This is a genomic window from Paenibacillus sp. PK1-4R, from assembly GCF_030369595.1.
Classification (GTDB): domain Bacteria; phylum Bacillota; class Bacilli; order Paenibacillales; family Paenibacillaceae; genus Paenibacillus.
Window position 1 is genome coordinate 2369824 of record NZ_CP126535.1, and the last position, 24947, is coordinate 2394770.

Below are 24947 nucleotides of genomic sequence, written 5' to 3' on the forward strand. Positions count from 1 at the left end.
AATGAAGATGGACTGAAAGGGCATATACAGAAGTAGTTATCGGTTTAATTGTGAATTGGGGAATTCGGTTGTATGGTTCAACACATGACAGGAGGGGTTCAATTGGTTAGATCATTAAAGGTATGGTCACGCATGATGGCAACGGTTATGGCGCTGAGCCTGGTGCTGGCTGCTTGTTCATCAGACAAGGGTGGAACAACAACACCTGGCGCAGAAGGCGGAGGAGCAAGTGAAGGTGGGGGCAAACCCTATGAAGTGACACTGTTCTACCCAGGGACACCGCAGAAGGATGTCGCTCTGGTGGAAGCCGAGATTAACAAAAAGATGGAACCGAAGATCGGAGCCACGCTTAAGATCAATGCAATTGACTGGGGACAGTGGGATAACAAGCTGAATCTCATGATTTCCTCAGGTGAAAAATCAGACATCATCTTCACAGCAGCTTGGCAGAACTACACGGTGAATGTGGCTAAAGGCGCATTCTTGCCCTTGAATGATCTGCTTGACGCACATGGTCAGGATATTAAGAAAAACCTGGACCCTGCCTTTCTGGAAGGTTCCCAGGTAGACGGCGTGAATTACGGCGTTCCTACGAATAAGGAACTCGCTGCCACACGTGGTGTGTTGGTACGTAAAGATCTGGCTGACAAGTATAAGCTGGACCTGACAGCTGTAAAGACATGGGCTGATCTGGAGCCCCTGCTCAAAACAATCAAGGAAAACGAGCCAGCCATCACACCATTCTATATGTCCAATACCAACGGTAACGGGCTGTTGGAGAATCTGGATTGGGATTATCTCGGTGATGCTTCCGTACCTGGAGTCATCTCCAAAACAGCAGGCGGAACAACGGTGCTGAATGAAGTGGAGACCCCTGAATTCAAAGAAGCAGCGGAACTCGCTCGCAAGTGGTATCAAGCGGGATATATCAACAGTGATGCTGCTACTTCTAATGTGTTCCCGAAAGACCAGGCGAAGGCTGGAAAAGCGTTTCTCTGGACAGATGGCATGAAGCCAGGCAAGGATAAAGAAGAAGAAGGGTATGTGGGTTTCCCACTTACTCAGATTGAGATGACACAGCCGACAATCACGACGGGTGATGCGTCTGGAGCGATGCTTGCAATCTCCCGTTCTTCCGAGCAACCGGAGAAAGCGATGCAGGTCATTAACCTGCTGCATTCCGACAAGGAAATTAACAACTTGCTGAACTTCGGAATTGAAGGTACACATTATGTGAAAAAAGACGGACAGGATAATATCATTGCTCTCCCTGATGGCGTAGATGCCAACAGTCGTACCTATAACCCAGGTGCCCAATGGCAGCTTGGTAACCAGTTCCTGAACTTCCTCTGGGATAATGAAGATCCACAGAAATGGGAGAAGTTCAAAGAATTTAACGCCAAAGGTGTCAAGTCTCCAGCACTGGGCTTTACATTCAACAGCCAATCTGTCAAAAATGAAATTGCTGCGGTCAACAACGTGAACAAACAGTTCAAGCCGGGTATGACATCGGGCGCCGTTGATCCAAATGAGATGATTCCGAAATATCTGGAGAAATTGAAAGCAGCAGGAATTGATAAAATTATTGCAGCCAAACAGGAACAACTCGATGCATTCTTGTCTAAGCAATAAATGATCGTCAGCCATGACAGAGAGACCTGTGTTACTACAAGCTCTTGTCAGCGGTGAAAATGGAGGACGTTTTCGGTAAACAACCGAAGGCGTTCTTTTTATGTTGTTTTTTTGATTTGGATTGTTAATCATAAATAGGAAAAATATGATATAATAAGGTGGTTGATTAGGGGGTGTTCGTGTGTCGAGAACCAGACTTGTGTTCTCAGGGGCTTTATTGCTATTTGCTATCATCTTTACATTTAACCATCATCTTGGTTTTTCTGTTGGGGATACCATGCTGTCAGCAATAGGTATATCACCGTATACTACGTCTTATTTAAGTGGTGTACATATCACACTTTTCCTAGGATTGGGGATCTTCGCTTGCGGCTTTTACCTTACACGCAAAGAAATCGGGAAATCATCCCCCGGTCTTGCAAAAGGGTTATGGATCGTAGTTATCGCTATCATTCTCAGTTACTCGTACATGACGGATAAATTCATGTATGTCGCCAAGTGGGGAGCTACAGGCATTAATGCAGTATCCTATGTACAGAATGCAAGCTCTTGTACCTTTAACGTGCTGAAAACGGGTGAGACCCGAGCAACCTGTGACCTGACACTCAAAAATTACGGAAGAGATTCCGTATCCGCCGTGTTATTGCCTGATCTCGCACGCAGTTATAAGTTTAAGGACGATCCACTATTGGAAGCTTTGCAGTCTGTCCAATTGAGGCCCGTACATGTTGAGATTGAACGTCATGGAACGTTTACAGGTAAGTTGGAGTTTTACGGGAAAGCGGAATCCCCTCTGTTCGTCAATGGAAAGCTTATGGATATTGTGTTGGATGTAGGCGTGGATGGAGCGAATACGGTATTTGATTATGATATTCCATAGTTGATATTTTTATAGAAAAAAAGAATAATTACATAAACAGAAGTGGAATAAGGTTTGAGTTGAATAGAAAGATCAAAGATATATACTGAAATTAGATAGAGAGCTGGCTAATCGCTGGCTCTTTTTGTGCGTGGAAGTTGCATTTAGTGCAGAAATATTGGTTTTATCTCCTTTCCCCTTGAATTGGTAACGCTTACGCTAGATAATGAATCGGTTTGTCTCAAAAAAATAGTTTGTCTTTAGCGCTTACATCATTACAATTAATGTCACGACAAATTAAGACAAGGTGAGATGAAAAGATGTCATATCGGACAAATCTGTTTTCCAAAATGGTCATTCTTATTCTGATTATGCTGATTCCTGTAGTGCTTCTGTACTGGTACTCTAATCACAAAACAACAGCTGTTCTCAGAGATGAGTTGAATCGATCAAATAGTAATCAGCTTGAATTTTTCCAAAATCAAGTGAACACAAACATCGAACTGTTATCCTCATGGCCGAATCTGCTCATACATGATCCTGATATTGCCAGCTTCCGGCGAATCTATGCGGACAGTAACTACTTTGACCTGGATGCGATCAACCTGGTCAAACGTATTCAGAATAAGCTGAGTATTCAGGAAAGCTCATCCAATTGGGCCACGAAATTATATCTGTATTCTCCTTCGCTGGGCAGGGTGGTTTCCGAAAGGGACGCACGTTCTTACGATAAACAAGCGCTAAGGGAGAATATCGGTTCCGGTTGGGATGTACGCAAAATTCAGGATGGGGAAGATGATCGGTTCATGTTTAGCTGGATTACGGTATCTCCGTACGGTATTAAAGACCCAGCTAATAATGCGGAAACGATTATTAAACTGGAGTTTGATAGTGACAACATTCGGGATATGCTCGACAAATTCAAAGACGATGGCAGGCATGATCCCTTCTATTTCCGAGAAGAATCGGGGGTCATCTATAACCGGACTTCAGATCGTTCACTAACGAATCAGTTGATGGAAGAACTGTCCGTTCATAAACTTCAGGACGTTGATAACCGTACAGTGGTGATCGGGGACGAGCCTTACATGGTTAACACGGTAAAATCCAGTACAACAGGCTGGTATTTGGTGGACTACATGCCCCTGTCAGATATTCTGAAGCCTATTCATCAATCCAATATGCTGTTCTATTCTTCCATGATTTGTTTGTTGTTAATGAGTTTTGGTGTGGCGTATTTGTTCTATGTTCAGGTACAGGTACCAGTGAAACAACTCATTCGCGGGTTCCAGCGGTTGAAGCAGGAAGATTATTCCGTGAGGATTAAACCAAAGGGCCGCAATGAATTCAGTTTCCTGTCCGAACGTTTCAACTTGATGGTGGAGCAGATCCAGCAGTTATTTGAACACGTTTATCTGGAACAGATTCATGTGCGTGAAGCCCGGTTGAAGCAGCTGCAATCGCAGATTAACCCGCACTTTTTCTATAATTGTTTCTCCTTCATTACAAGTATGGCGAAGCTGAAGCGTATGGACGCTGTTGTAGCGATGTCGCATAATCTATCGCGATATTATCGGTATACGACAAGACAGGAGCGGGACGTGGTACCGTTGACAGAAGAGATTGAATTTGTCAGCTGTTATCTGGAGATCCAACGGATGCGTATGGACCGCATTCATTACAAGATTGATCTGCCTGATGAGATGTTAAGACAGGAGGTACCGCCACTCATCGTGCAACCATTAGTGGAGAATGCGGTAATTCACGGTATCGAAGCGGATGCGGAAGCAGGAGAAATAAGAGTATCCGGGGAAAAACAGGGCGGTGTCATGGTTCTTGTGGTAGAAGATGATGGGCAAGGCATGACGCAGGAGGCACGTGAGGTGCTTCTGAGTAAGCTCAGGGGAACGATGGATCAGGAGATGGGCTGTGGCCTGTGGAATGTGAATCAGAGACTCCAGCTTCGATATGGGGAGCAGGCTGGGCTTGATATAACGGAATCGGAACTTGGCGGATTACGCGTTACGCTGTCATGGCCTGCCGAGCAGGAGTTTCTTCTGGAGAATGAAGGATAAGCACTTGGAATGTGTAGCGCATGATGCACGATGGAATCCATTTGCAGAATGAACGAAATAGGGAGTGAATCACTTGATTGATATATTGCTGGTAGATGATGAGACATACGTAACAGAAAGTCTGGAACTTACGATCCCCTGGGGAGAGCTTGGAGTAACGACCGTGCTACGTGCCGCATCCGGTAATGAAGCGTTGGAGATTATGGAGGAAAATGCAGTAGACATCGTAGTGACCGATATTCGCATGCCTGGCATGTCCGGACTGGATCTCATTGCAGAGGTAAGCAAGCGCTGGTCTCATATTCGCTGTATTTTACTAACGGGTCACAGTGATTTTGATTATGCTAAAAAAGCCATTCAATTACAGGCAGCGGATTATATCCTGAAACCCGTAAACGATGATGAGTTTATGGGATCGGTGTCGGCAGCCATCACGTCTCTTCGCGATGAGTGGGATGAATTTGATAAATATCACCGGCTTTTATACAGTCGGAAGTCTGACTATAAAATTTTACGAGAAAATCTTATGCATGATCTGCTGCTGGGGCGTGAGATCACGGCGCGGGCACTTCGGGAACAACTGCAACAATATGAGATTCATATTGATCCGGAACAATCGGCTGTGATGATGCTGATTCGTCTTACAGGACGCTTCTCATCAATGGACCAGCAGTCTTTGGATCTGATGGATTTTGCGGTAGGTAATATTGCAGAGGAAGTACTCGGAGAGCAATTTAACGTGTGGTTTGGTCGCGGACCCCATGAGTGTCTGGTTATGTTCTTGCAGAATCAAGATCAGATCGAAGCTTCGCAGATGGACTTGGAGACGTTGAGAATCTCAGCTGAAACTTTCCGTGAGCATGTCATTCGATATTTACAGGGAGACCTGTCCATGGTAGTTACACCGTCATTTCCCTTTAATGAGTTAACAGCAGCTTATCGGAAAAGTCTGGGTTCGCTTGTCCTTTCAGGACCGGAAGAACACAAGATTACTTATATGGACATGGATCAGGCACTCAGCAAAAGACCGGAGAATGATGCAACGCAGGCGCTCGAAGAGCTGTACAAACCGCCTGTACTTCCTCAATTGCTTGAGACCAAGCAATGGGAAGCGGCAGCGCTTAAGCTGAACGCGGTCTTTGACGCGGCACAACAGGTTCGATTGTCCAGAGAACACGTGTATGAGATGTATCTGTCGGTAACCAATGCATTTATGTATATCGCCCATAAACAGGGGCATCTGGTGCATGAGATTGATCATGCGGGATTCGATCTGCTCCTTGCTCATCAGTTGATTCAATCCCCCGAGAAGCTGCGGCGCTGGGCAACCGAGATGCTGGCGAAGCTTCAGGAAGAGTTGTCCGATCAGGAAGGTGTGCAGAGCCGCAGACATGTGATCAAGCAGGTTCAGGAGTTGGTTACAAGAGATACAGGACAGGATCTGTCAGTGAAGATGATTGCGGACAAGGTATATTTACACCCCGTATATCTATCGAAAATTTACAAGGCAGAGACAGGGGAAGGTCTTGGGGACTACATGATTCGTATGCGCATGGAGCGTGCTCTGTATCTGCTTAAGAATAGCAATAAAAAAATATACGAGATTACGAGTGAACTTGGCTATCAAAATCCGCAATATTTCAGCAAAATGTTCAAAAAACATTATGGTATGACACCAAATGAATTTCGGGATCAGGCATAATTACAACAACATTCCAGAATATAGGTTGGCAAAGGTGCAGAAATCTTGATTTCGTATCATAGGCTCAAAGGCCTGGTCAGCCTATAATGAAAGGGTAACCAAAACGATTTAAGGGGGAACAACATGAGAGCGCAATCAACGAAAAAGAGATTCTTGACGCTTCTCGCTACAACGCTGAGTCTAACTGTCGTTCTTGCAGGATGTTCAGGCGGCAGTGGGGGCGGAGATAATGCAGCTTCAAACACAACAGGAACTGAAAACGAATACAAAGAGAAATACGATCCGCCAGTTACGATTACAACAGCCTGGGGAATTGATCCAGAGCTAAAATTCAAAAATGGCGAATCCATGGAAAATAACGTGGCAACCAAGTGGGCCAAGGACAAATTCGGTATTGAAATCAAATCCTTGTGGTCCGTGACAGATACGAACAGTGCATTTGCGACCAAGCTTCGTCTTGCTATGTCCTCCGGTCAAGAAATGCCGGATATTGTGACAATAGGGCAGCCGGATAATTTAGTTGCTCAAGATTTAATTGACTCCGGTATGTATCAGGAAGTGGGACCACTGTTCGACAAGTACGCTTCCGACACATGGAAAAAAGCAATGGTTCAGGACCCTAATGTATGGAACCCGTACAGTCGTGATGGAAAAAGAATGGGTGTCCCTGTTCTGGACTATGCCTACAACAATGACTACCTTCTCTGGATTCGTCAGGACTGGCTGGACAAGCTGAACATGAAGGCACCAAAAACTATAGACGAACTGGAAGCAGTAATGGAAGCATTCAAAAACAATAACCCGGACGGCTTGGCTCCTGAAAAAGTCACTCCGCTCAGCGTTGGTTTCAAAACATCCATGAACACATGGATGGGAGATGTATCCTGGATCTTTGGTGCATATGGCACCTTACCTCAACAATGGAATCTGGCTTCGGATGGCAAGCTGGAGTATGGTTCTATCAATCCGGGTATGAAGCAAGGTCTGACCAAATTGAGCGAATGGCTCAAAAAAGGATATATCCCGCAAGAAGCAGCATTATGGGATGAAAACAAAACGTCAGAGCCAGCAGTTGCAGGCACAGCCGGGATTATTCCAGGTCCCTACTGGATGAGTGGATGGCCATTGAAGGATACGGTGAAAAATGTCCCAAGTGCGGTTTGGAAACCGATTGAAATTCCAACTGGCCCTGAAGGCAAAGCGATGCGTCATGGTACACATTTTGTTAATGGTGTAACATTGATTAAGAAAGATATGAAAAATCCAGAAGCATTCTTTACTTACCAAAACTACCTGTATGATAATTATGCAGATCCGAAACCAGGAAGTGAATATGATAACGGTCTGTTTGCAGGCTACGACTATCAATTGGATGCAGATGGAAAACAAATGCCGATTGAAGAAATCGATGGTGGGTATGTGAACGTTGTACGTTATTTGCTTGTGCGAGATGGTGCGCGTATTCCGGACGCCCAGATGAAAGCACTTATGAATCTGGCAGATGGCAAAGAGCCTGAAACCAAGCTCGAAAAAGATGTTGCCGTGAACTATGGTAAGGAAACTCCTGCTGCTGCGAAAGTCTTGCTGAGCCAAGAAGAAATTTCCTTCAAAAACATGTTCACAGGTCCAACAACGCAGACGATGAAATCCAAGCTGGACTATCTGAACAAAATCGAGAATCAGGCATTTAACGAAATTATCTATGGCAAAAATCCAGCGGATGCGTTTGATACGTTTGTACAAACGTGGAAATCCGGTGGCGGTGACCAGATCACTCAAGAGGTCAATGAATGGTATGACGGTGTGAAAAAATAGTTACAAGCAGCGCTCAGACGACTAAGGTCTGGGCGCTTTTTTTGTTTATTCAAGCTGAGGCAAAGTGGTTGAATTTGTGCCATTTATATTGCTTTTATGTGCTGTTTGGACCCCGTAAAAGGTTGATATAATCGCATTATAAGCCACTCAGGGAGTACTTGAGTAGGAAGAAATACAGGGGGAGCAATCATGAGAACTTTGAAACGCACTTGGCCATTCCACGTTATGCTGTTGCCAGCCATTATCTTTCTGATTATCTTCAGTTATGTGCCTATGGGCGGGATCATTATGGCATTCCAGAACTACAAGCCATGGCTTGGGATTAGCGGTTCTGAATGGGTTGGACTGGACAACTTTAGATATCTGTTTGAACGTGAAGACAGCTTACAGGTCATCTGGAACACATTGATTATTGCTGTACTTAAACTGATTTTTAATTTATTTGTTCCATTTGTTTTTGCCATTCTTTTGAATGAGGTTCGCAAGATGGCTATACAGCGAACGATTCAAACGCTTGTCTATTTACCTCACTTCTTGTCCTGGGTCATTCTGGGCGGGATTTTGATAGATCTGTTGTCAACAGGCGGCTTGGTTAACCGGGTTCTGGGAACCTTCGGACTCGGGCCATATTTCTTCCTGGGAGACAACAGTTGGTTCCGATCTACGGTCATTCTGACAGATGTGTGGAAAGAATTTGGTTATAACATGATTGTCTTTCTGGCTGCCCTTGCCGGAATTAATCCAGCATTGTACGAAGCAGCGGAAATTGACGGAGCAGGACGCTGGAAACAGACACTGCACATTACCATTCCTTCGCTTGTGCCGATGCTGATGGTTGTAGGAACACTGGCACTTGGTAACGTACTGAATGCCGGATTTGACCAGATTTTCAACTTGTATAACCCGCTCGTATATCAAACGGGTGACATCATTGATACATTCGTATATCGTTCGGCAATGCAAAATGGTGAGATGGGCTTTGCAACCGCGATCGGATTATTCAAATCGGTCATTAGTATGATCTTGATTCTTGTATCTTACAGCTTAGCCAAAAAATACGCTGGATACCGCATATTCTAAACGAATGAACAGAGAAAGAAGGGACCACGATGTATCATAAATCATTGCCTTATCGCGTGTTTAATATAGTCAATACCTGCTTTCTGATTTTGATCGCCATTATGTGTATCGTACCGATGATTCATGTATTGGCAGTTTCCTTTAGTACAAAGGCTGCTGCTGATGCAAATCTGGTCAATCTCTGGCCCGTAGGTTTTTCACTTGAGGCGTACAAAAAAACGATGAACAATCCAATTTTCTTGAACTCGCTCTGGATCTCACTTCTACGTACAGTTATCGGTACAGCCATTACGTTGCTGATTACTTTCCTGGCGGCGTATCCATTGTCCAAAGAGAATAGTGAGTTCAAAGGAAGAACGATCTACTCCTGGATTTTTGTATTCAGTATGATTTTCAACGGGGGACTGGTGCCATTTTATATGGTTATCCAGAAGATCGGGTTGATGGATTCCTTCTGGGTACTGGTACTCCCAGGAGCAGTTAACACATTCCTTGTCATTCTGATGCTGAACTTCTTCCGCGGTATTCCAAAAGAGCTGGAGGAAGCGGCGCTGATGGATGGAGCTAACCATTTCAGAACATTGTTCAGTATCTTCCTTCCCATTTCGATGCCGTCCATTGCAACGATTGCATTGTTCAGTATGGTATTCCACTGGAATTCCTGGTTTGACGGATTGCTCTACATGAATAACGCCAAGGATTACCCACTTGCTACATTTATGCAAACGGTCATTATTGGACGTGATATGAGTAGCATGAGCATGAATCCAAAAGAAATGGAAGCTCTCTCTCAAACAACGGTAAGGGCAGCTCAGATCTTCATCGGAAGTGCACCGATCTTGATTGTGTATCCTTTCCTGCAACGTTTCTTTGTCAAAGGTATGACGTTGGGCTCAGTTAAAGGCTGAGCCTGTACCCCAAATAAATGGAGGTTGATACAGTGAGCAACTTGACGGAAAAGACATTCATTCTGGGAATGGATGTGTCCTTTATGGATGAAATCGAACAGCATGGCGGGAGTTATAGTGATGTGGATGGCAAGGAGCAAGACTTGCTGTCCATCCTGAAGTTTAATGACACTAACGCGATCCGACTTCGAATCTGGAATGATCCTGTTGGTGGATTCTGCAATCTGGAGCGGACGGTCGAGGTAGCCAAACGGATCAAGGAACAGGGCTTGAAGTTTTTGCTTGATTTCCATTATTCTGATCGCTGGGCTGATCCAGCCAATCAATGGAAGCCGAAAGCATGGGAGAATCTGTCCTATGAAGAGCTTCAACGTGCAGTATGCATGTATACGGCTGACGTTCTGAGAACGTTGAAGGAACACGATGCGCTTCCAGACATGGTGCAGGTCGGCAATGAGATTACGCCAGGCATGTTGTGGAATGAGGGGCGTGTCGGTGGAGAAGAGCATGATACGGATGAACAGTGGGAACGTTTTGCAGGTCTTGTGAAGTACGGAATTGCTGCGGTCAAATCCGTTGACGCGGATATTCAGATTATGATACATATTGATCGTGGTGGAGATAACGCCGAGAGCCGCAAGTTTTATGATCGCTTTGAAGCACTGGGTGTGGAGTTCGATATCATTGGTCTCTCGTATTATCCTTGGTGGCATGGCACACTTGATGCGTTACGTGATAATCTTCATGATCTGGCTGAGCGTTATGGCAAACCGATCAATGTAGTTGAAACTGCTTATCCATGGACGCTGGAGCAGCCGGAAGGCATTGAATGGATTTTGAATCAGGAAGAACTGTTGTTGCCAGGATACCCTGCAAGTGTAGAGGGACAGACCAAATATCTGAAGGATCTACTGCAGATTATCCGTGAAGTTCCTGGTGGTTTGGGGCACGGATTCTATTATTGGGAACCTGCCTGGATACCAAGTAAAGAAGAATGGTCCGTCGGACATCCGAATAACTGGGGCAACCTCACCATGTTTGATTTTAAAGGTCGCAAGTTGGAATCGTTTACAGCGCTCGCTACTGCAGAAGAATCAGCTACCGTGACATGCGTGTAATATCATACAGGTTCGCAAATTGTATCTGATAAATAAACATGAAGTCATGCCAGATGATGCTTGTTAATTTGAGCCTTGAATATTGTTGTATTCAATAAAAATTGTAATTCAAAAAGCAAGGGAGTTGTCCTTATGACATACAAATTTCCACCTGTAAGTTCCAAAGCCCCGCACATGTTGCATGGCGCAGACTATAACCCGGAGCAATGGCTCCGCTATCCTGAAGTTCTGGAAGAAGATATTCGCTTGATGAAGCTTGCCAAGTGTAACGTGATGTCCATCGGTATCTTCTCGTGGGTATCCCTTGAGCCGGAAGAGGGCGTATATACGTTTGAATGGCTGGATCAGGTTTTGGATCGTTTTGCAGCAAACGGCATCTATGCATTCCTCGCTACACCAAGTGGTGCCAGACCTGCCTGGATGTCCGCGAAGTACCCGGAAGTGCTCCGTGTATCCGAGAAGCGTGTCCGCAATCTGCATGGTTTCCGTCACAACCATTGTTATACTTCCCCGGTATACCGTGAGAAGGTTGCTGCGATCAACACAAAACTGGCAGAGCGTTATTCGGATCATCCGGCTGTAATCGGCTGGCATATCTCAAACGAGTTCGGCGGAGATTGTCATTGTGATTATTGTCAGGAAGCATTCCGTGGTTGGGTTCAGAAGAAGTATCAAACACTCGATGAACTGAATCATTCCTGGTGGACGACATTCTGGAGCCATACGGTTACAGACTGGAGTCAAGTGGAATCTCCGGCTCCACACGGTGAGACACAGGTACACGCGATGAATCTGGACTGGCGCCGTTTCGTTACGGATCAGACAGCTGATTTTATCGTCCATGAAACAAAACCATTGAAAGCTCAGAATCCTGATCTGCCGGTCACAACGAACCTGATGGAATTCTATGGCGGTCTGAACTATTGGAAGTTCGCTGATATTCTGGATTTCCTCTCTTGGGACAGTTATCCGACTTGGCATGATGCAGATGACGACGCGAAACAGGCATCCCGGATCGCCATGATGCATGATATCGTTCGTTCCATCAAAGGCGGTCAGCCGTTCTTGCTGATGGAGAGCACTCCAAGTTCAACGAATTGGCAAGATGTCAGCAAGCTGAAAAAACCGGGCATGCATCTGCTCTCTTCCCTCCAGGCTGTGGCACACGGTTCCGATAGTGTTCAGTACTTCCAGTGGAGAAAAAGCCGGGGGTCCAGTGAGAAACTTCATGGTGCGGTGGTAGACCACGTAGGAACGGAACACACTCGAGTGTTCCAAGATGTCACCGACGTAGGAACGGCTCTTGAAGGCATGGAAGCTATTGTAGGAACAGCGGTTCCGGCAGAAGTTGCGATCATATTTGATTGGGAAAACCGCTGGGCCGTTAATGATTCCCAGGGTCCACGCAATATCGGTGTGAAGTATGAGCAGACCGTGGAAGAGCATTACGAAGCGTTTTGGAAAAAGGGAGTCGCTGTAGACGTTATTGATATGGATGCAGATCTGTCCAAGTACAAGCTGCTGATTGCTCCAATGCTCTATCTGGTACGTGAAGGTGTCGGGGAACGCATTGAGAAGTTTGTAGAACAAGGTGGTACGTTTGTAGCAACTTACTGGTCTGGTATTGTTAACGAAAACGATCTGTGTTTCCTGGGTGGATTCCCAGGCCCGCTTCGTAAGACACTTGGCATCTGGTCCGAGGAAATTGACGGATTGCATGATCGTGATCTGAACGGAATCATTCCGGAGAAGGGCAATGAGCTTCAGCTTAATACAGCGTATGATGCAATTGAACTGTGTGATCTGATTCATCTGGAAGGCGCGAAGTCTCTGGCTACGTACCGTTCTGACTTCTATGCCGGACGTCCGGCATTGACGGTTAACCAATTGGGTTCAGGAAAAGCATATTACGTAGCGACACGTCTGAAAGCACCATTCTATGATGATTTCTATGCGAAACTAATCGCTGACCTGAACATTGAGCGTGGACTTGAAACAGAGCTGCCTGCCGGAACAACGGCACATACACGTACTGATGGTACAGCAGATTATGTGTTTGTACAGAACTACACACCAGATGAGAAGCTGGTTGAATTAGATGGACAGTCCTATACCGATCTGCTCAGTGGTGATGCTGTGGAAGCAAGTCTCAGCTTGAAGCCATATGACATTTGTGTTCTGCGCAGACCGGCTGACCGGAAATAATATAGATTTTATATGTTACTAAATAAATGAAATTAGTATTAAGAAGAGATGCCCTGAACGCCTGCATTGGTGTTCAGGGCATCTTTTTTATTTTATGCATTTGGCTGTTGAACGACTTTTTCTGGACAAGATAAAGGATAAACGTGTCCGCGCAGCGAAGACAAACACGTAACATGTAACTCAAGACTTTCAGTCTGGGAGGAATGGAAATGAATCAAAGAAATCTGGATGGTAACAGCATTATTATTCGACTGGAAATGACAACTAAGGATATCAAGTTTGGCGAAGTGGCTTCGGCCATCTCGGAAGCTGGGGGAGACATCATTGCCATCGACGTGATTTCCACCAATCAGGATGTAAGCGTGCGCGACTTGACGGTCGCCGTTACAGATGCGCAAGATAACAGTAAAATTATAGAAGGGGTGCGCCAGCTCAAAGGTGTGTCCATTATTAACGTATCGGATCGGACGTTCCTGCTTCATCTGGGCGGTAAGATCGAAGTAACACCAAAGACCCCGATTCAAAACCGGGAAGATCTGTCACGTGTGTACACACCGGATGTGGCTCGTGTATGTTCAGCCATTTCAGAAGAACCCGGCAAAGCCTTCTCATTGACAATTAAACGGAATACAGTGGCCGTCATATCTGATGGCAGTGCGGTGCTTGGACTTGGTAATATTGGTCCTCGTGCAGCGATGCCTGTGATGGAAGGTAAAGCGATGTTATTCAAACAGTTTGCAGGTGTGGATGCCTTCCCAATCTGCCTGGACACACAGGATACGGAGGAAATCATACGTACTGTGAAAGCGATATCACCTGGTTTTGGCGGCATTAATCTGGAGGATATCTCGTCACCGCGTTGTTTCGAAATTGAACGTCGTCTGAATGAGGAATTGGATATTCCTGTATTTCATGATGACCAGCATGGCACAGCGGTTGTGTTATATGCCGGTCTGATCAATGCGCTCAAACTGGTGGGTAAGTCCATTGATGATGTGAAGATTGTGGTCTGTGGTATCGGTGCAGCAGGTGTAGCATGCAGCAACATATTATTGTCCGCGGGAGCCAGCCGGCTTATAGGTGTCGATCGTGAGGGTGCGATTGTACGGACACAAACCTATGAGAATGAAGTCTGGAGTGATTATGCAGCTCGTACTAATCCCGAACTGGAGACTGGCTCGCTGCGTGATGTCATTCGTGGAGCCGATGTGTTCATTGGCCTGTCCCGCGGGAATCTGTTAACTCGCGAAGATGTGCAGACCATGGCAGAAGATCCAATCGTGTTTGCAATGGCAAACCCGGTACCAGAGATTATGCCTGCATTGGTGGAAGACATTGTGGCGGTAATGGCAACAGGCCGATCCGATTATCCGAATCAGATCAACAACGTGTTATGTTTCCCGGGTATCTTCAGGGCAGTTTTGGATTGCCGTGCTACTGAAATTAATGAAGAAATGAAGCTGGCAGCCGCTCAAGCGATTGCTTCGGCCATTACGGATGAAGAGCGTACACGTTATTACATTATTCCGAGTGTGTTCAATGATAAAGTGGTCAAATCGATGCGCAGTCGCGTGATTGAAGCAGCTATTAAGACGGGTGTAGCTCGGCGTATTCCACGTGAACAGGCCCGTGAAGGCGGGGAATCGTAAGATGTCAGACAACCCTCTTCAATCTGGTGGGAATCTGCAGGAATTAGGGCACATGCATAATATAGATGGAATAACGGCAGGAGAGGCTGTTCTACGCGCCGCCCGATCCTTTGTTCAAGGGGACTCATCCAAGCATAGTGATGGTCATGACTGGCCGCACATTGAACGGGTAACCGCACTTGCGGTTGAACTCGCTCACCGCATGGGTGCAGATCCATTTGTCTGCGAACTGGCCGCATTATTACATGATGTACCGGATGAGAAGCTGAATGAGAGCTTGGAAGCCGGGATGGCCAAACTGAATGACTGGCTGGATACCCAGCCTCTTGACCCGGATATACGTAATAAGGTTGTGGGTATTATTAGCACCATCTCATATGCGGGAGGCCAGCGTCCTGCGGTCAGTTCGCTTGAAACACAGGTTGTTCAGGATGCGGATCGACTCGATGCACTGGGTGCGATTGGGATCGCGCGAACCTTTGCCTTTTCAGGCGCCAGAGGGCGTGAGATGTACGATCCGTCCCTCCCCCCACGGGAGCAGATGACCCGTGAGGAATATCGCAATGGGCGCAGCACAACGATAAATCACTTTTACGAGAAGTTGTTCAAGCTCAAGGATCTGATGAATACCTCCTATGGCAAGGAGCTGGCGGAACAGCGTCATGATTATATGGTGCAGTTTGTGGACCAGTTCAAAAGGGAATGGGAGGGCACGGACCGTTAGGCAGGCATAATAAGCATGAGCATTCCACAAAGTATAATTAAGTAACGGAGGCGAATCTTTGAAGTGGTGAAAATCCATTTTGAAGATTTGCTTCTTTTTGGGTTAATAATGTGTATTAACATACATAAGGAAATCAATTTCACAATACCTCTGACTTATGACATGGCATCGGAAGACCTTACATGGTACAATAAATCGTTCTCCTGAATGAATTCAGGCAAAAAAAGAAATATGGGGTAATAATGAACATGATTATCAAATGTAAAATTTCAGGTTCGGTAAAGAGGAGGGGTCACCACCATGTCGTTTGGTGCACGTGTACTTAAGACGGGGATTGCGGTCACGCTTGCCTTGTACCTAAGCAGCCTGTTCTTGAACCCGCAATCTCCCGTGCCTGCCGCAATCGCGGCTATATTCGCCATGCAGCCTTCCATCTATCGTTCTTGGAAATACTTCCTGGATCAGTTGCAAACGACCACGCTGGGAGCTATTGTCGCCCTTCTGGGGGGCATGGTGCTGTCCAATGAGCCAATCGCCGTTGGATTAATTATTGTACTTGTCATCATGATCTGTCTTAAATTGAATATGGGTGAGACGGTTGGCCTGACACTGGTCACGGTTGTATCCATTATGGAAGCCTCGGGTGACTGGCATTTTGCACTCAATCGTTTTCTGTTGACACTGGTTGGTATTGTCTCGGCGTTTCTCATCAACATTACGGTATTTCCTCCGAAACCGAAGGTTCAGTTCGTGAAGCAGATCCATAGTGTATTCAGCGGTATGTCGTTGCTTCTGCGAACCTCGATCTCGGATGAGATCAAGGAAGTTGTATTCCGGGAGGAGAAAAGCAACCTGGGCGGTTCCATTAAGTCTTTGTCCGACAAGTATAACTTGTTCGAAGAGGAACAGAAAAAGATGAAACGTTCGAAATTCAGCGAAACTCGTCAGATGGTGGTCTACAAACAAATGCTGCTGAGTCTGCAAAAAGGGTATGAGGTGCTGGATTCGGTGGAACGCCACTATTTCCAGGCACCGCGGACAACGGCCATGGATCAGTTTTTTGACTCACATCTTGAACTGGTTATCAAATTCCATGAGCACGCACTGCTCAAGTTCGAGGATAAGCTGAAACCTAATGGGGAAGAGGCCGCACAGTTTGTATTGGATAATGACCGTTTCATGGAGCAGGCGATCACCCAGTTTGATATCGACAAGGAAGGGATGTTACGATTGTCGATCGTGGCTGCTGCGATCTATGATTACGGATATCAGCTGGAACGTCTGAATCGACTTGCCGAACATGTGCACAGCGCCAGTGAAGACAAAGAATCACAGGACAAAATTTTGAACTGGCTTAAGTGGCCTTGATAACGAATTGCGCACCTGCTTTGTGATCATATACAATGGAACTACAACATTGCCCGGACAATCGTGTCCGGGTTGTTTTGTCATACATAAGGCTGAATGGCATGAATATTAACGAACCGAGGGATAGAGACATGATTATTGAGGAATTAGACGCTGAACTAATGGAATGGTTGAGTGGGACAAATCTGGAGCATAAACAGCATGAGGCCATGCAACTGCTGACCGTATCTGAGGATCAATGGCCGCATCAGGCGATGATCAGTATGGGGGAAGTGATTGCGATAAATCCGCGTCAGCTTAGACTTGCTTTATGGCAAGGTACACAGACCAGTATGAACATGAGCAAAACAGGCAAGGCTACCTTGATTGCGGTTCAAGGACATCGATTGCTGCATATCCGTATAGAAGTAGAACGGTTGCCTGAGATTAAGAGCGCTGTTCATCCGAGAGATCGTTTTGAAGCACATGTGCTCCATGTACGTGTGGATCACGCGCCATATGCGGAGATCACTTCAGGAATAACCTTTCAATTAAAAGATGAACTTGGGGCAATTACACGCTGGAAAGAGACGATTGAAGAATTACGAAAGTAGGCAGGAGTTAGCTAAGCCAGTTGAGGACCCGGTGATAGGGTAATAATGAAGAAGAAAACAACAAAAAACGCCTCCGCTTGCATCGGGACGTTGTCACTGGTACAATAAAAAATGGTTTTCAGAAAATTAGAACTAATTAACATATAATTAAAATGTTTACTTTCTAATAATTATACCATTGCCTTTTCGGGCTTGTCAAATGGGATTTTGAGGACACAATCCGGGGAAAGAGGGGCTATTAACATATGAGTACAGATCAGCAATGGATTGAGGAACAACAACGGGTCAACACGGTGACCAATCAGATTGAACGCAAGATCACAACGTTAGAAGATGAAGTAGGTTCCTTCCGTGACGAAGTGGTTGGCATGAGAAAAGATTTCTGGGACGAAGTCACGATGAACTTCAGTGAAGCGGACGATGTCGGGGAGACTTCAACCAGCATGCGGCAGCAGTCACAGGTACTGTCCGATCGGGAGCGCAGCCATCTCAATACAGCAGCTGCGTTGGATAAAATGAAACGACTGCATCATTCACCGTATTTTGGGCGCATTGATTTTAAGGAAGACGGGTATCCAAATGCAGAACGAATTTATCTCGGCATTGCATCGTTGCTGGATGAGAAGGAAGAATCTTTTCTGGTCTACGACTGGCGTGCGCCAATCTCTAACCTGTATTATGACGGAGCACCGGGCCCGATCACATATCATACACCAAGCGGAGAGATCAGCGGTGATATAGAGATGAAGCGGCAGTTTGTCATTCGGGATGGACGTATCCGTTTTATGTTTGACACGGGGGTTACGATTGGTGATGAGTTGTTGCAGGCCGTGCTCAGTCGAACTTCAGATGCACAGATGAAGAGTATTGTAGCGACCATTCAGAAGGAGCAGAACCGGATTATCCGTAATGACCGGACACGTATGCTCATTGTGCAAGGCGCAGCCGGCAGTGGCAAAACATCCGCGGCGCTCCAGCGTGTGGCATATCTTCTCTATAAATACCGCGAGCATCTGCAAGCGGATCAGATGGTTCTTTTTTCACCGAATCCAATGTTCAACAGTTATGTCTCCACGGTACTGCCTGAGCTTGGGGAGGAAAACATGTTGCAAACGACCTTCCAGGAGTATCTGGAGCGCCGTTTGGGTCGTGAATATCAACTGGAAGATCCGTTTATTCAACTCGAATATGTACTTACGGGGACGGAAGATCCCGATTATGAAGTTCGCATGTCCAGCATTCGCTTCAAGTCGTCCGAAACTTTCCTGAAAGTCATTACACGTTATAAGGAAAGCATGTTGTCAGGTGGCATGAAATTCAAGCCGGTTCGCTTCCAGGGCCGAGCGATTGTCACGTCAGAGGCTATGGCTGAGAAATTCTATAGTTTCGAGTCGTCCGTTAAGCTGGTGAGTCGACTGGAGATGTTACGGGACTGGATGCTGAAAGAACTGTCTGCCTTTGGTAAAGGTGAGTTGGATGCGCCTTGGGTTGATCAGCAGCTTGATCTGATGGAGCCGGAGGATCTGCAACGTGCATATCAACGGTTGAAGCGCAAGCAAAAAGGAAAGACCCATACGTTTAATGACTTCGAGCAGGAAAGAGAAATTCTGGCACGTATGGTGGTCAGTGACCGACTCAAACCGTTGCGCAAATGGATCAAGTCCTTACGATTCGTTGATATAAGACAATTATATGCACATCTGTTCAGCGATCAGGCTCAGATGGAGCGATTGCTGGGTGACGAAGCACTGCCTGCTCAATGGGATGAAATTGGTAAGATGACTTTACGCAGATTGAAGTCTCAGGAGTTGGCATATGAAGATATTACGCCATACTTGTACTTGCGTGAGCTTATGCTTGGATTCCATATTAACTCCAATATTCGCCATGTCATCATTGATGAAGCCCAGGATTATTCTGCGTTTCAGTTGGCATTTATGAAGAGATTGTTCCCGCGGGCGAAAATAACAGCACTTGGTGACTTTAATCAGGCAATCTATGCCCACTCTTCAGTACTTAGTGGAACAGGACCCTTGACTAACCTGTACGGACCAGACAATACGGAAGTGATTGAGCTGACTAGAAGTTATCGATCTACCCGGGAGATCGTGGAGTTTACACGTGGTATGGTGCCTGGTGGGGAAGAGATTATTCCATTTAACCGTAGCGGCGAGAAGCCTAAAGTGATTGTCTCTTCTGATGCCGAGCGTCATATGAACGTCATCACGACAGACCTGAAGCACTTGATTAAGGAAGGATACGAATCGGTCGCAGTCATCTGCAAGACCGCCGAAGAGAGCAGAGACGTACATGCTGCATTGAGCAAGGTACTGCCCACAGCACCGAAGTTAATCAAAAAAACGACGCTGGCTTTTGAGCAGGGTGTTCATGTGATCCCGGCGTATCTGGCCAAAGGTGTGGAGTTCGATGCTGTCCTGATCTATGACGGCTCTGCGGAGCAGTATGCGCAGGAACATGAACGCAAGTTGTTCTATACGGCTTGTACACGAGCGATGCATCTGCTGCACGTTTACTGCGTGGGTACACCGAGTCCTTTCATTACTGCCCAGTCGGAAGAATGGTATGATCTTGGCAAGGTGTCTGCTGCGCAAGTGGACTGACATAACACTTCATATGCATGAAGAAGGCTTCCGTTCAATGGAACGGGAGTTTTTCTGTATATGATACATAGATCGGGAAGAAGCTAGCTTAGCGAGGGAATTATACGAGATGAGGTTCCAGCCATTTAAGTGATCGTATTGAATGAAAATACCTAACGTGAATCCGTAAGGATTGGGTCCCGTGGATAAAGAGGACTTCATAATTTGTATTTAAGCACAATAGATGTGATTTTTCTTTACACATGAAGTCCGGACTCATATAATCGTAACAATATATTTTTTTGGATCGTTTATTAAAGGAGGCAACAAAATGAACAAACCATCTTTTGAACGGCCGCTTATGGCCGATTGTGTACCTGATCTGGTCGCTACAGCACGGGGAGATTTGCCAGCGACTTTGGTCATTCGGGGAGGTACGCTGGTAAACGTGATATCGGGTGAGATTTTGCCTGAGATGTCCATAGCTGTACAGGGAGCTCGAATCGCTTATGTCGGTAAAGATGTAAGCCACACCATCGGAGAACATACCCGGATTATTGAAGCGAACGGTAAGTATATCGCTCCTGGTTTGCTGGATGGACACTGCCATATCGAAAGTACACAGATGAAAGTAACCGAGTTTGCGAGAGCGGTATTGCCTTCAGGCACGACCGGAGGTTTCTTTGACCCACATGAGATCTCTAACGTGCTTGGTCTCAAAGGTTTGAGACTGATGCTGGATGAAGCGCGGACCACACCGATGGCTGCTTATATGCAGGTGGCTTCCTGTGTGCCTTCCACTCATCCAGGATTGGAGACAACAGGTGCTTATATCGGGCCTGAGGAGGTAGCTGAGGCTCTTTCCTGGGGTCCGGACATGATTGGCCTTGGTGAAGTGATGAACTTCCCTGGGGTAGTCTATGGGGACGAGACGATGATCGGGGAGATACAGGCGACCCTCCGGGCAGGTAAAGTGGCAGACGGTCATTTCACCTGGGCTGCAGATGACTGGCGTCTGCCAGCGTATGCAGCGAGTGGCGTTACAGGGGATCATGAGTGTGTGACCAAGGAAGATGTGGTTGAACGTCTGCGACTCGGGATGTATGCGAAGATGCGCCAAGGTTCGGCATGGCATGATGTGGCTGAGACAATCAAAGCCTGCACTGAGCTTGGACTGGATACACGCCGGATGATGCTGGTGACCGATGACCGAAGCTCTGAATCCCTGCTCAAAGAAGGACATATGGATTTTGTTGTTCGTCTTGCAATCTCCCAAGGTGTGAAGCCGGTCACTGCTTTTCAGATGGCAACCATTAACACGGCTGAGCGCTTTGGTGTTGCGCGTGATATTGGTGCGGTTATTCCGGGCAATATAGCCGATATTATTCTGCTGGACGGCCGGTTGGCGGATGTACGTGTGGGCATGACGATTGCTGCCGGGCAAGTTGTAGCCGAGAACGGGAAAATGACGGCGGTCTGGGACAGCTTCACGTACCCTGAGGAAGCGCTGAACACAGTGAAGTTAGAAGCTAATATTCAGCCAGTAGATCTGGAGTTGGCTGCGCCGATTCAAGAGGGGATCATTGGTGCCAAAATCATTCATGTGACAGAGAACCATGTGGATACAAAGGAGAAACACCTGCCCGTCACCGTAGAGAACGGCAAGGTTGTGGTTTCAACTTCAGGGGAAGTATGCAAAATTGCGGTATTGGAGCGTCACAAACAAACCGGGAATCGAGCGGTAGCGCTTGTTGGAGGCATCGGCTTCACATCCCCTGCAGCGATTGCGATGACGGTTGCTCATGATAGTCACAACCTGTTGATTATCGGTAATGATGATGCCCTGATGGCCGAAGCCGGTAACCGTGTCATTCGAATGCAGGGCGGAGTCGCCGTGGTAACGGCAGCAGGTGTAACCGAATTCCCGCTGCGGATTGCAGGTTTGATGTCAACCGAGCCATTCGAAGTCGTTGCAGCCCAATCGGCAGCAATCAGTGAAGCTTTACAGTCTGCAGGATGTCTGTTGAATAATGCGTTCATGACGCTTTCGTTGCTCTCGCTGGTTGTGATTCCAGAACTACGTTTGTCCGACAAGGGTCTTGTGCGGATCTCGGCAGAAGGTATTGAACTGGTGTCCCTTTTCGATGAAGTGGTTGAGAATACACCTGTAGCTCCATCGGGTAATGAATGAACGGAAATGTCGACTAGAGCACAAATAGATTAAGATACATGCAAAGCCGCCTTAGGGCGGTTTTTTTGTACATTGTGGGAGAAAACGCTTTCTAGGTCTTCTGGATCTCGGTGTGCATATGGCAATAATGACTGAAGTCATGCTGAAATAAGGGTTAATTTAGAAAATAGTGAATAATTGCGACTTTTGAACTATACATACAGAACTACGAATTCCCGAAATATAGTTATATGATTCTTTCGTAGTGAGTCTTAAAGATGATATTGCATATAGAAGCAATCCAAATTCGTCGTACCTAATAAATATCCATTAAATGAATATGAAACGACACAATTTCATCCAGATTTGCACGTCAGAGCTGATAACTTCAGAGGGAGTGTACAAATATGAAAAGCAAAAGGGGTTACCGTTTTATCGTATTACTGAGTTGTTTGATCCTGTGTGCGAGTACAGCCTGTTCTTCCAAAGCCATTGCGGATGGTTCAGTCGACAGTTATGCAACGATTCATGGAAAACTTGATGCACCGGTGAGAGCGACATGGGTGTGGGATACCACCCAGATCCGAAGTAATCCTCAAGAGGTATTAAATTATGCTACAGCGAACAAAATCAATACGATCTATCTGCAGATGAACCGGGATATAAAAATTCCTGAATATAAAAGTTTTATCCGTCAGGCGAGAGCCAAGAACATTGCGGTTGACGTCATGGATGGAAGATCAGCCTGGGGCTTGACGGAAAGTCGGGAGCAGATTGCATCTTTCCTGGACTGGATCGAGACATATCAGGCGCAAGCGTTGCCCAATGAGAAATTTGCTGGTATCCATCTGGATATTGAGCCACATGTGCACCCGCAGTGGAAAATCAATCAGGCCAGTGTAATTACCCAGTGGCAAGGCAATGTGGAGTACATTGTTGAGCGAGCATCACGGATGAAGATGCCAGTAGCAGCTGATCTGCCTTTCTGGCTCGATAACTACAAAATTCCGGGTTCCACGATGGCCGTAAGTAGCTGGATGATTCGCAAGTTTGATTCCATCACCATTATGGCTTACCGCGATACAGCTGCTGCAATCTATAGTGTGGCGAAGGATGAACTTGCAGAAGCAGCTCTGCTCGGCAAGACGATCTCAATCGCCGTGGAAACAAAGCAAAGCAAGGAAGGCGACTTCATTACTTTTTATGAAGAGGGATCTGCTTATATGGAAGCACAATTGAAGTTGGTCGAAAAAATGGCTTCAGTACATGCATCCTTTAACGGTTTCTCCGTACATGAGTACACTTCATGGAAGACGCTGAAAAAGTGAGACATCAATAAATTCCTTAGCGCAGTTCTTGTAGCAGCACATGAAATGAGTTCTAGCTGAGACAACGTGCCTCAGAACCTTATCTTGTTAGTTCTTGGGAATTGGAAGTGATAAAGAAGGTGTTTGCAGCTGAATAGCTGTGAGCACCTTCTTCTTTTACACCTGAACTAGAGCAGACTCCATTCCTACGTTCTCATAGAACATTTTGCGATACTGTGAAGGTGTAGTGGCTTTATGTTTTTTAAATGTAGTGATGAAGTAACTTAGATGCTCAAAACCCACATCCATGGCGATATCAACAATCTTGTGATCCGTATTCTCAAGCTGAACGCAGGCCTGTTGAACGCGGTAATAGTTAATGTAATCAACCGGGGTTTTCTGCACCATCTGTTTGAAGAAACGACAGAAGTGTCCTTCGCTCATATTGGCTTCGTCGGCCAGTTCTTTCAGCTTTAATGGTTCAGGATACCGTTTGTGAATATAACTGAGCACGGATTTCAGGCGCTCTACCTTGTCATGACTCCCTGTAGCCACGGTGCCTTTGACCGGAGCAGGTCTCATATGTTCGAACATTCGGGCAAATATGAGGTACAGGTACGCTTTTGTTGACATTTCACACGTTTCGGTTCGGGTAGCATGGTCTGCAAATATACGTTTCAGGAGATCTAGAATTTCTTGTCCCCAATCCTCATCTGCCTTGATATGACAAGGGGGAATCACCGTTTTGCGTACCAGTGGACCGATGAATTTCTCTTGGACGGTATCGAAGGTACGGCTGCCAAGCAGCTCGGGATTAAATACAATGGAAGAGAATACGCAGGGAACATCACCCTTCAGATACCCCGCATGAATCTCGCCTCTATTGATGAAAATGGCTTCTCCAGCTTGAACCTCAACAGTGTTCATATCGATCTGAAAGACGGCGCAGCCCTTGGTCACCATGGTGAACTCCATCTCATCATGCCAGTGGCAATCGAGAATGCTATCTCCGTTTAGTTGTTGAATATCCGGGTACACACTGACGGGATACATGGCATTGCCGTGAATCCGGTCTTCCCGTAATCGTTCACGTTCCATATCAGATTCTCCTTTTGTTACATTATTAATGTAATCGTTTCCAT

General features: G+C 46.2%; 17 protein-coding genes. 16 read left to right on the forward strand and 1 reads right to left on the reverse strand.

What is annotated here, in order from left to right:
• The first annotated feature begins 102 nt into the window (after nt 1–102).
• From QNO02_RS10405 to QNO02_RS10480, 16 genes are all read left to right on the forward strand, one after another.
• Nucleotides 103–1632: an ABC transporter substrate-binding protein gene (locus tag QNO02_RS10405; RefSeq protein ID WP_036609560.1), complete on the forward strand. Its 1530-nt coding sequence runs from the start codon at nt 103–105 to the stop codon at nt 1630–1632.
• Nucleotides 1633–1813: 181 nt separating this feature from the next.
• Nucleotides 1814–2512: a hypothetical protein gene (locus QNO02_RS10410; RefSeq protein WP_091032095.1), complete on the forward strand. Its 699-nt coding sequence runs from the start codon at nt 1814–1816 to the stop codon at nt 2510–2512.
• Nucleotides 2513–2811: 299 nt separating this feature from the next.
• Nucleotides 2812–4566: a sensor histidine kinase gene (locus QNO02_RS10415; protein ID WP_289391942.1), complete on the forward strand. Its 1755-nt coding sequence runs from the start codon at nt 2812–2814 to the stop codon at nt 4564–4566.
• Between the two features lie 73 nt (nt 4567–4639).
• Nucleotides 4640–6268 (forward strand): response regulator, encoded by a 1629-nt coding sequence (locus QNO02_RS10420; protein WP_289391943.1) that lies wholly within the window; start codon nt 4640–4642, stop codon nt 6266–6268.
• 123 nt (nt 6269–6391) lie between these two features.
• Nucleotides 6392–8083: a type 2 periplasmic-binding domain-containing protein gene (locus tag QNO02_RS10425; protein WP_289391944.1), complete on the forward strand. Its 1692-nt coding sequence runs from the start codon at nt 6392–6394 to the stop codon at nt 8081–8083.
• A 189-nt stretch (nt 8084–8272) separates the two neighbouring features.
• The gene (locus QNO02_RS10430; protein ID WP_074094500.1) at nt 8273–9163 is read left to right on the forward strand and encodes an ABC transporter permease; all 891 of its coding nucleotides are present in this window, start codon (nt 8273–8275) and stop codon (nt 9161–9163) included.
• 29 nt (nt 9164–9192) lie between these two features.
• A complete protein-coding gene (locus QNO02_RS10435; RefSeq protein ID WP_074094501.1) occupies nt 9193–10071 on the forward strand; it encodes a carbohydrate ABC transporter permease in 879 nt (292 codons plus the stop codon).
• A gap of 32 nt (nt 10072–10103) precedes the next feature.
• Nucleotides 10104–11189 carry a glycoside hydrolase family 53 protein gene (locus QNO02_RS10440; RefSeq protein ID WP_289391945.1) on the forward strand — a complete coding sequence of 362 codons (1086 nt, stop codon included), beginning with the start codon at nt 10104–10106 and terminating at the stop codon, nt 11187–11189.
• A gap of 132 nt (nt 11190–11321) precedes the next feature.
• On the forward strand, nt 11322–13394 hold the full coding sequence (locus QNO02_RS10445; protein ID WP_289391946.1) for a beta-galactosidase: 2073 nt from the start codon (nt 11322–11324) through the stop codon (nt 13392–13394).
• Nucleotides 13395–13603: 209 nt separating this feature from the next.
• Nucleotides 13604–15043, forward strand: coding sequence for an NAD-dependent malic enzyme (locus QNO02_RS10450; RefSeq protein ID WP_091032075.1), 1440 nt, complete (start codon nt 13604–13606; stop codon nt 15041–15043).
• A 1-nt stretch (nt 15044) separates the two neighbouring features.
• A complete protein-coding gene (locus tag QNO02_RS10455) occupies nt 15045–15767 on the forward strand; it encodes an HD domain-containing protein (protein WP_289391947.1) in 723 nt (240 codons plus the stop codon).
• Between the two features lie 300 nt (nt 15768–16067).
• Nucleotides 16068–17135, forward strand: coding sequence for an FUSC family protein (locus tag QNO02_RS10460; protein WP_091032071.1), 1068 nt, complete (start codon nt 16068–16070; stop codon nt 17133–17135).
• 131 nt (nt 17136–17266) lie between these two features.
• The gene (locus tag QNO02_RS10465) at nt 17267–17728 is read left to right on the forward strand and encodes a pyridoxamine 5'-phosphate oxidase family protein (RefSeq protein ID WP_289391948.1); all 462 of its coding nucleotides are present in this window, start codon (nt 17267–17269) and stop codon (nt 17726–17728) included.
• 245 nt (nt 17729–17973) lie between these two features.
• Nucleotides 17974–20349: an RNA polymerase recycling motor HelD gene (gene helD / locus QNO02_RS10470; protein WP_289391949.1), complete on the forward strand. Its 2376-nt coding sequence runs from the start codon at nt 17974–17976 to the stop codon at nt 20347–20349.
• A gap of 310 nt (nt 20350–20659) precedes the next feature.
• A complete protein-coding gene (locus tag QNO02_RS10475; protein WP_289391950.1) occupies nt 20660–22519 on the forward strand; it encodes an adenine deaminase in 1860 nt (619 codons plus the stop codon).
• Nucleotides 22520–22905: 386 nt separating this feature from the next.
• Entirely contained in the window at nt 22906–23826 is a 921-nt protein-coding gene (locus QNO02_RS10480; protein WP_091032059.1) for a hypothetical protein, read from the forward strand.
• A gap of 156 nt (nt 23827–23982) precedes the next feature.
• Here QNO02_RS10480 and QNO02_RS10485 read toward each other — a convergent pair whose 3' ends face one another.
• Entirely contained in the window at nt 23983–24903 is a 921-nt protein-coding gene (locus tag QNO02_RS10485; RefSeq protein WP_289391951.1) for an AraC family transcriptional regulator, read from the reverse strand.
• Nucleotides 24904–24947: the final 44 nt, after the last annotated feature.

What these genes read in the sequence shown, in the direction of transcription:
- QNO02_RS10445 (WP_289391946.1), top strand. Translation starts at nt 11,322, where the DNA reads ATGACATACAAATTTCCACCTGTAAGTTCCAAAGCCCCGCACATGTTG.
- QNO02_RS10460 (WP_091032071.1), top strand. Translation starts at nt 16,068, where the DNA reads ATGTCGTTTGGTGCACGTGTACTTAAGACGGGGATTGCGGTCACGCTT.
- QNO02_RS10455 (WP_289391947.1), top strand. Translation starts at nt 15,045, where the DNA reads ATGTCAGACAACCCTCTTCAATCTGGTGGGAATCTGCAGGAATTAGGG.
- QNO02_RS10430 (WP_074094500.1), top strand. Translation starts at nt 8,273, where the DNA reads ATGAGAACTTTGAAACGCACTTGGCCATTCCACGTTATGCTGTTGCCA.
- QNO02_RS10450 (WP_091032075.1), top strand. Translation starts at nt 13,604, where the DNA reads ATGAATCAAAGAAATCTGGATGGTAACAGCATTATTATTCGACTGGAA.
- QNO02_RS10465 (WP_289391948.1), top strand. Translation starts at nt 17,267, where the DNA reads ATGATTATTGAGGAATTAGACGCTGAACTAATGGAATGGTTGAGTGGG.
- helD (WP_289391949.1), top strand. Translation starts at nt 17,974, where the DNA reads ATGAGTACAGATCAGCAATGGATTGAGGAACAACAACGGGTCAACACG.
- QNO02_RS10485 (WP_289391951.1), bottom strand. Translation starts at nt 24,903, where the DNA reads ATGGAACGTGAACGATTACGGGAAGACCGGATTCACGGCAATGCCATG.
- QNO02_RS10475 (WP_289391950.1), top strand. Translation starts at nt 20,660, where the DNA reads ATGAACAAACCATCTTTTGAACGGCCGCTTATGGCCGATTGTGTACCT.
- QNO02_RS10415 (WP_289391942.1), top strand. Translation starts at nt 2,812, where the DNA reads ATGTCATATCGGACAAATCTGTTTTCCAAAATGGTCATTCTTATTCTG.
- QNO02_RS10435 (WP_074094501.1), top strand. Translation starts at nt 9,193, where the DNA reads ATGTATCATAAATCATTGCCTTATCGCGTGTTTAATATAGTCAATACC.
- QNO02_RS10425 (WP_289391944.1), top strand. Translation starts at nt 6,392, where the DNA reads ATGAGAGCGCAATCAACGAAAAAGAGATTCTTGACGCTTCTCGCTACA.
- QNO02_RS10480 (WP_091032059.1), top strand. Translation starts at nt 22,906, where the DNA reads ATGAAAAGCAAAAGGGGTTACCGTTTTATCGTATTACTGAGTTGTTTG.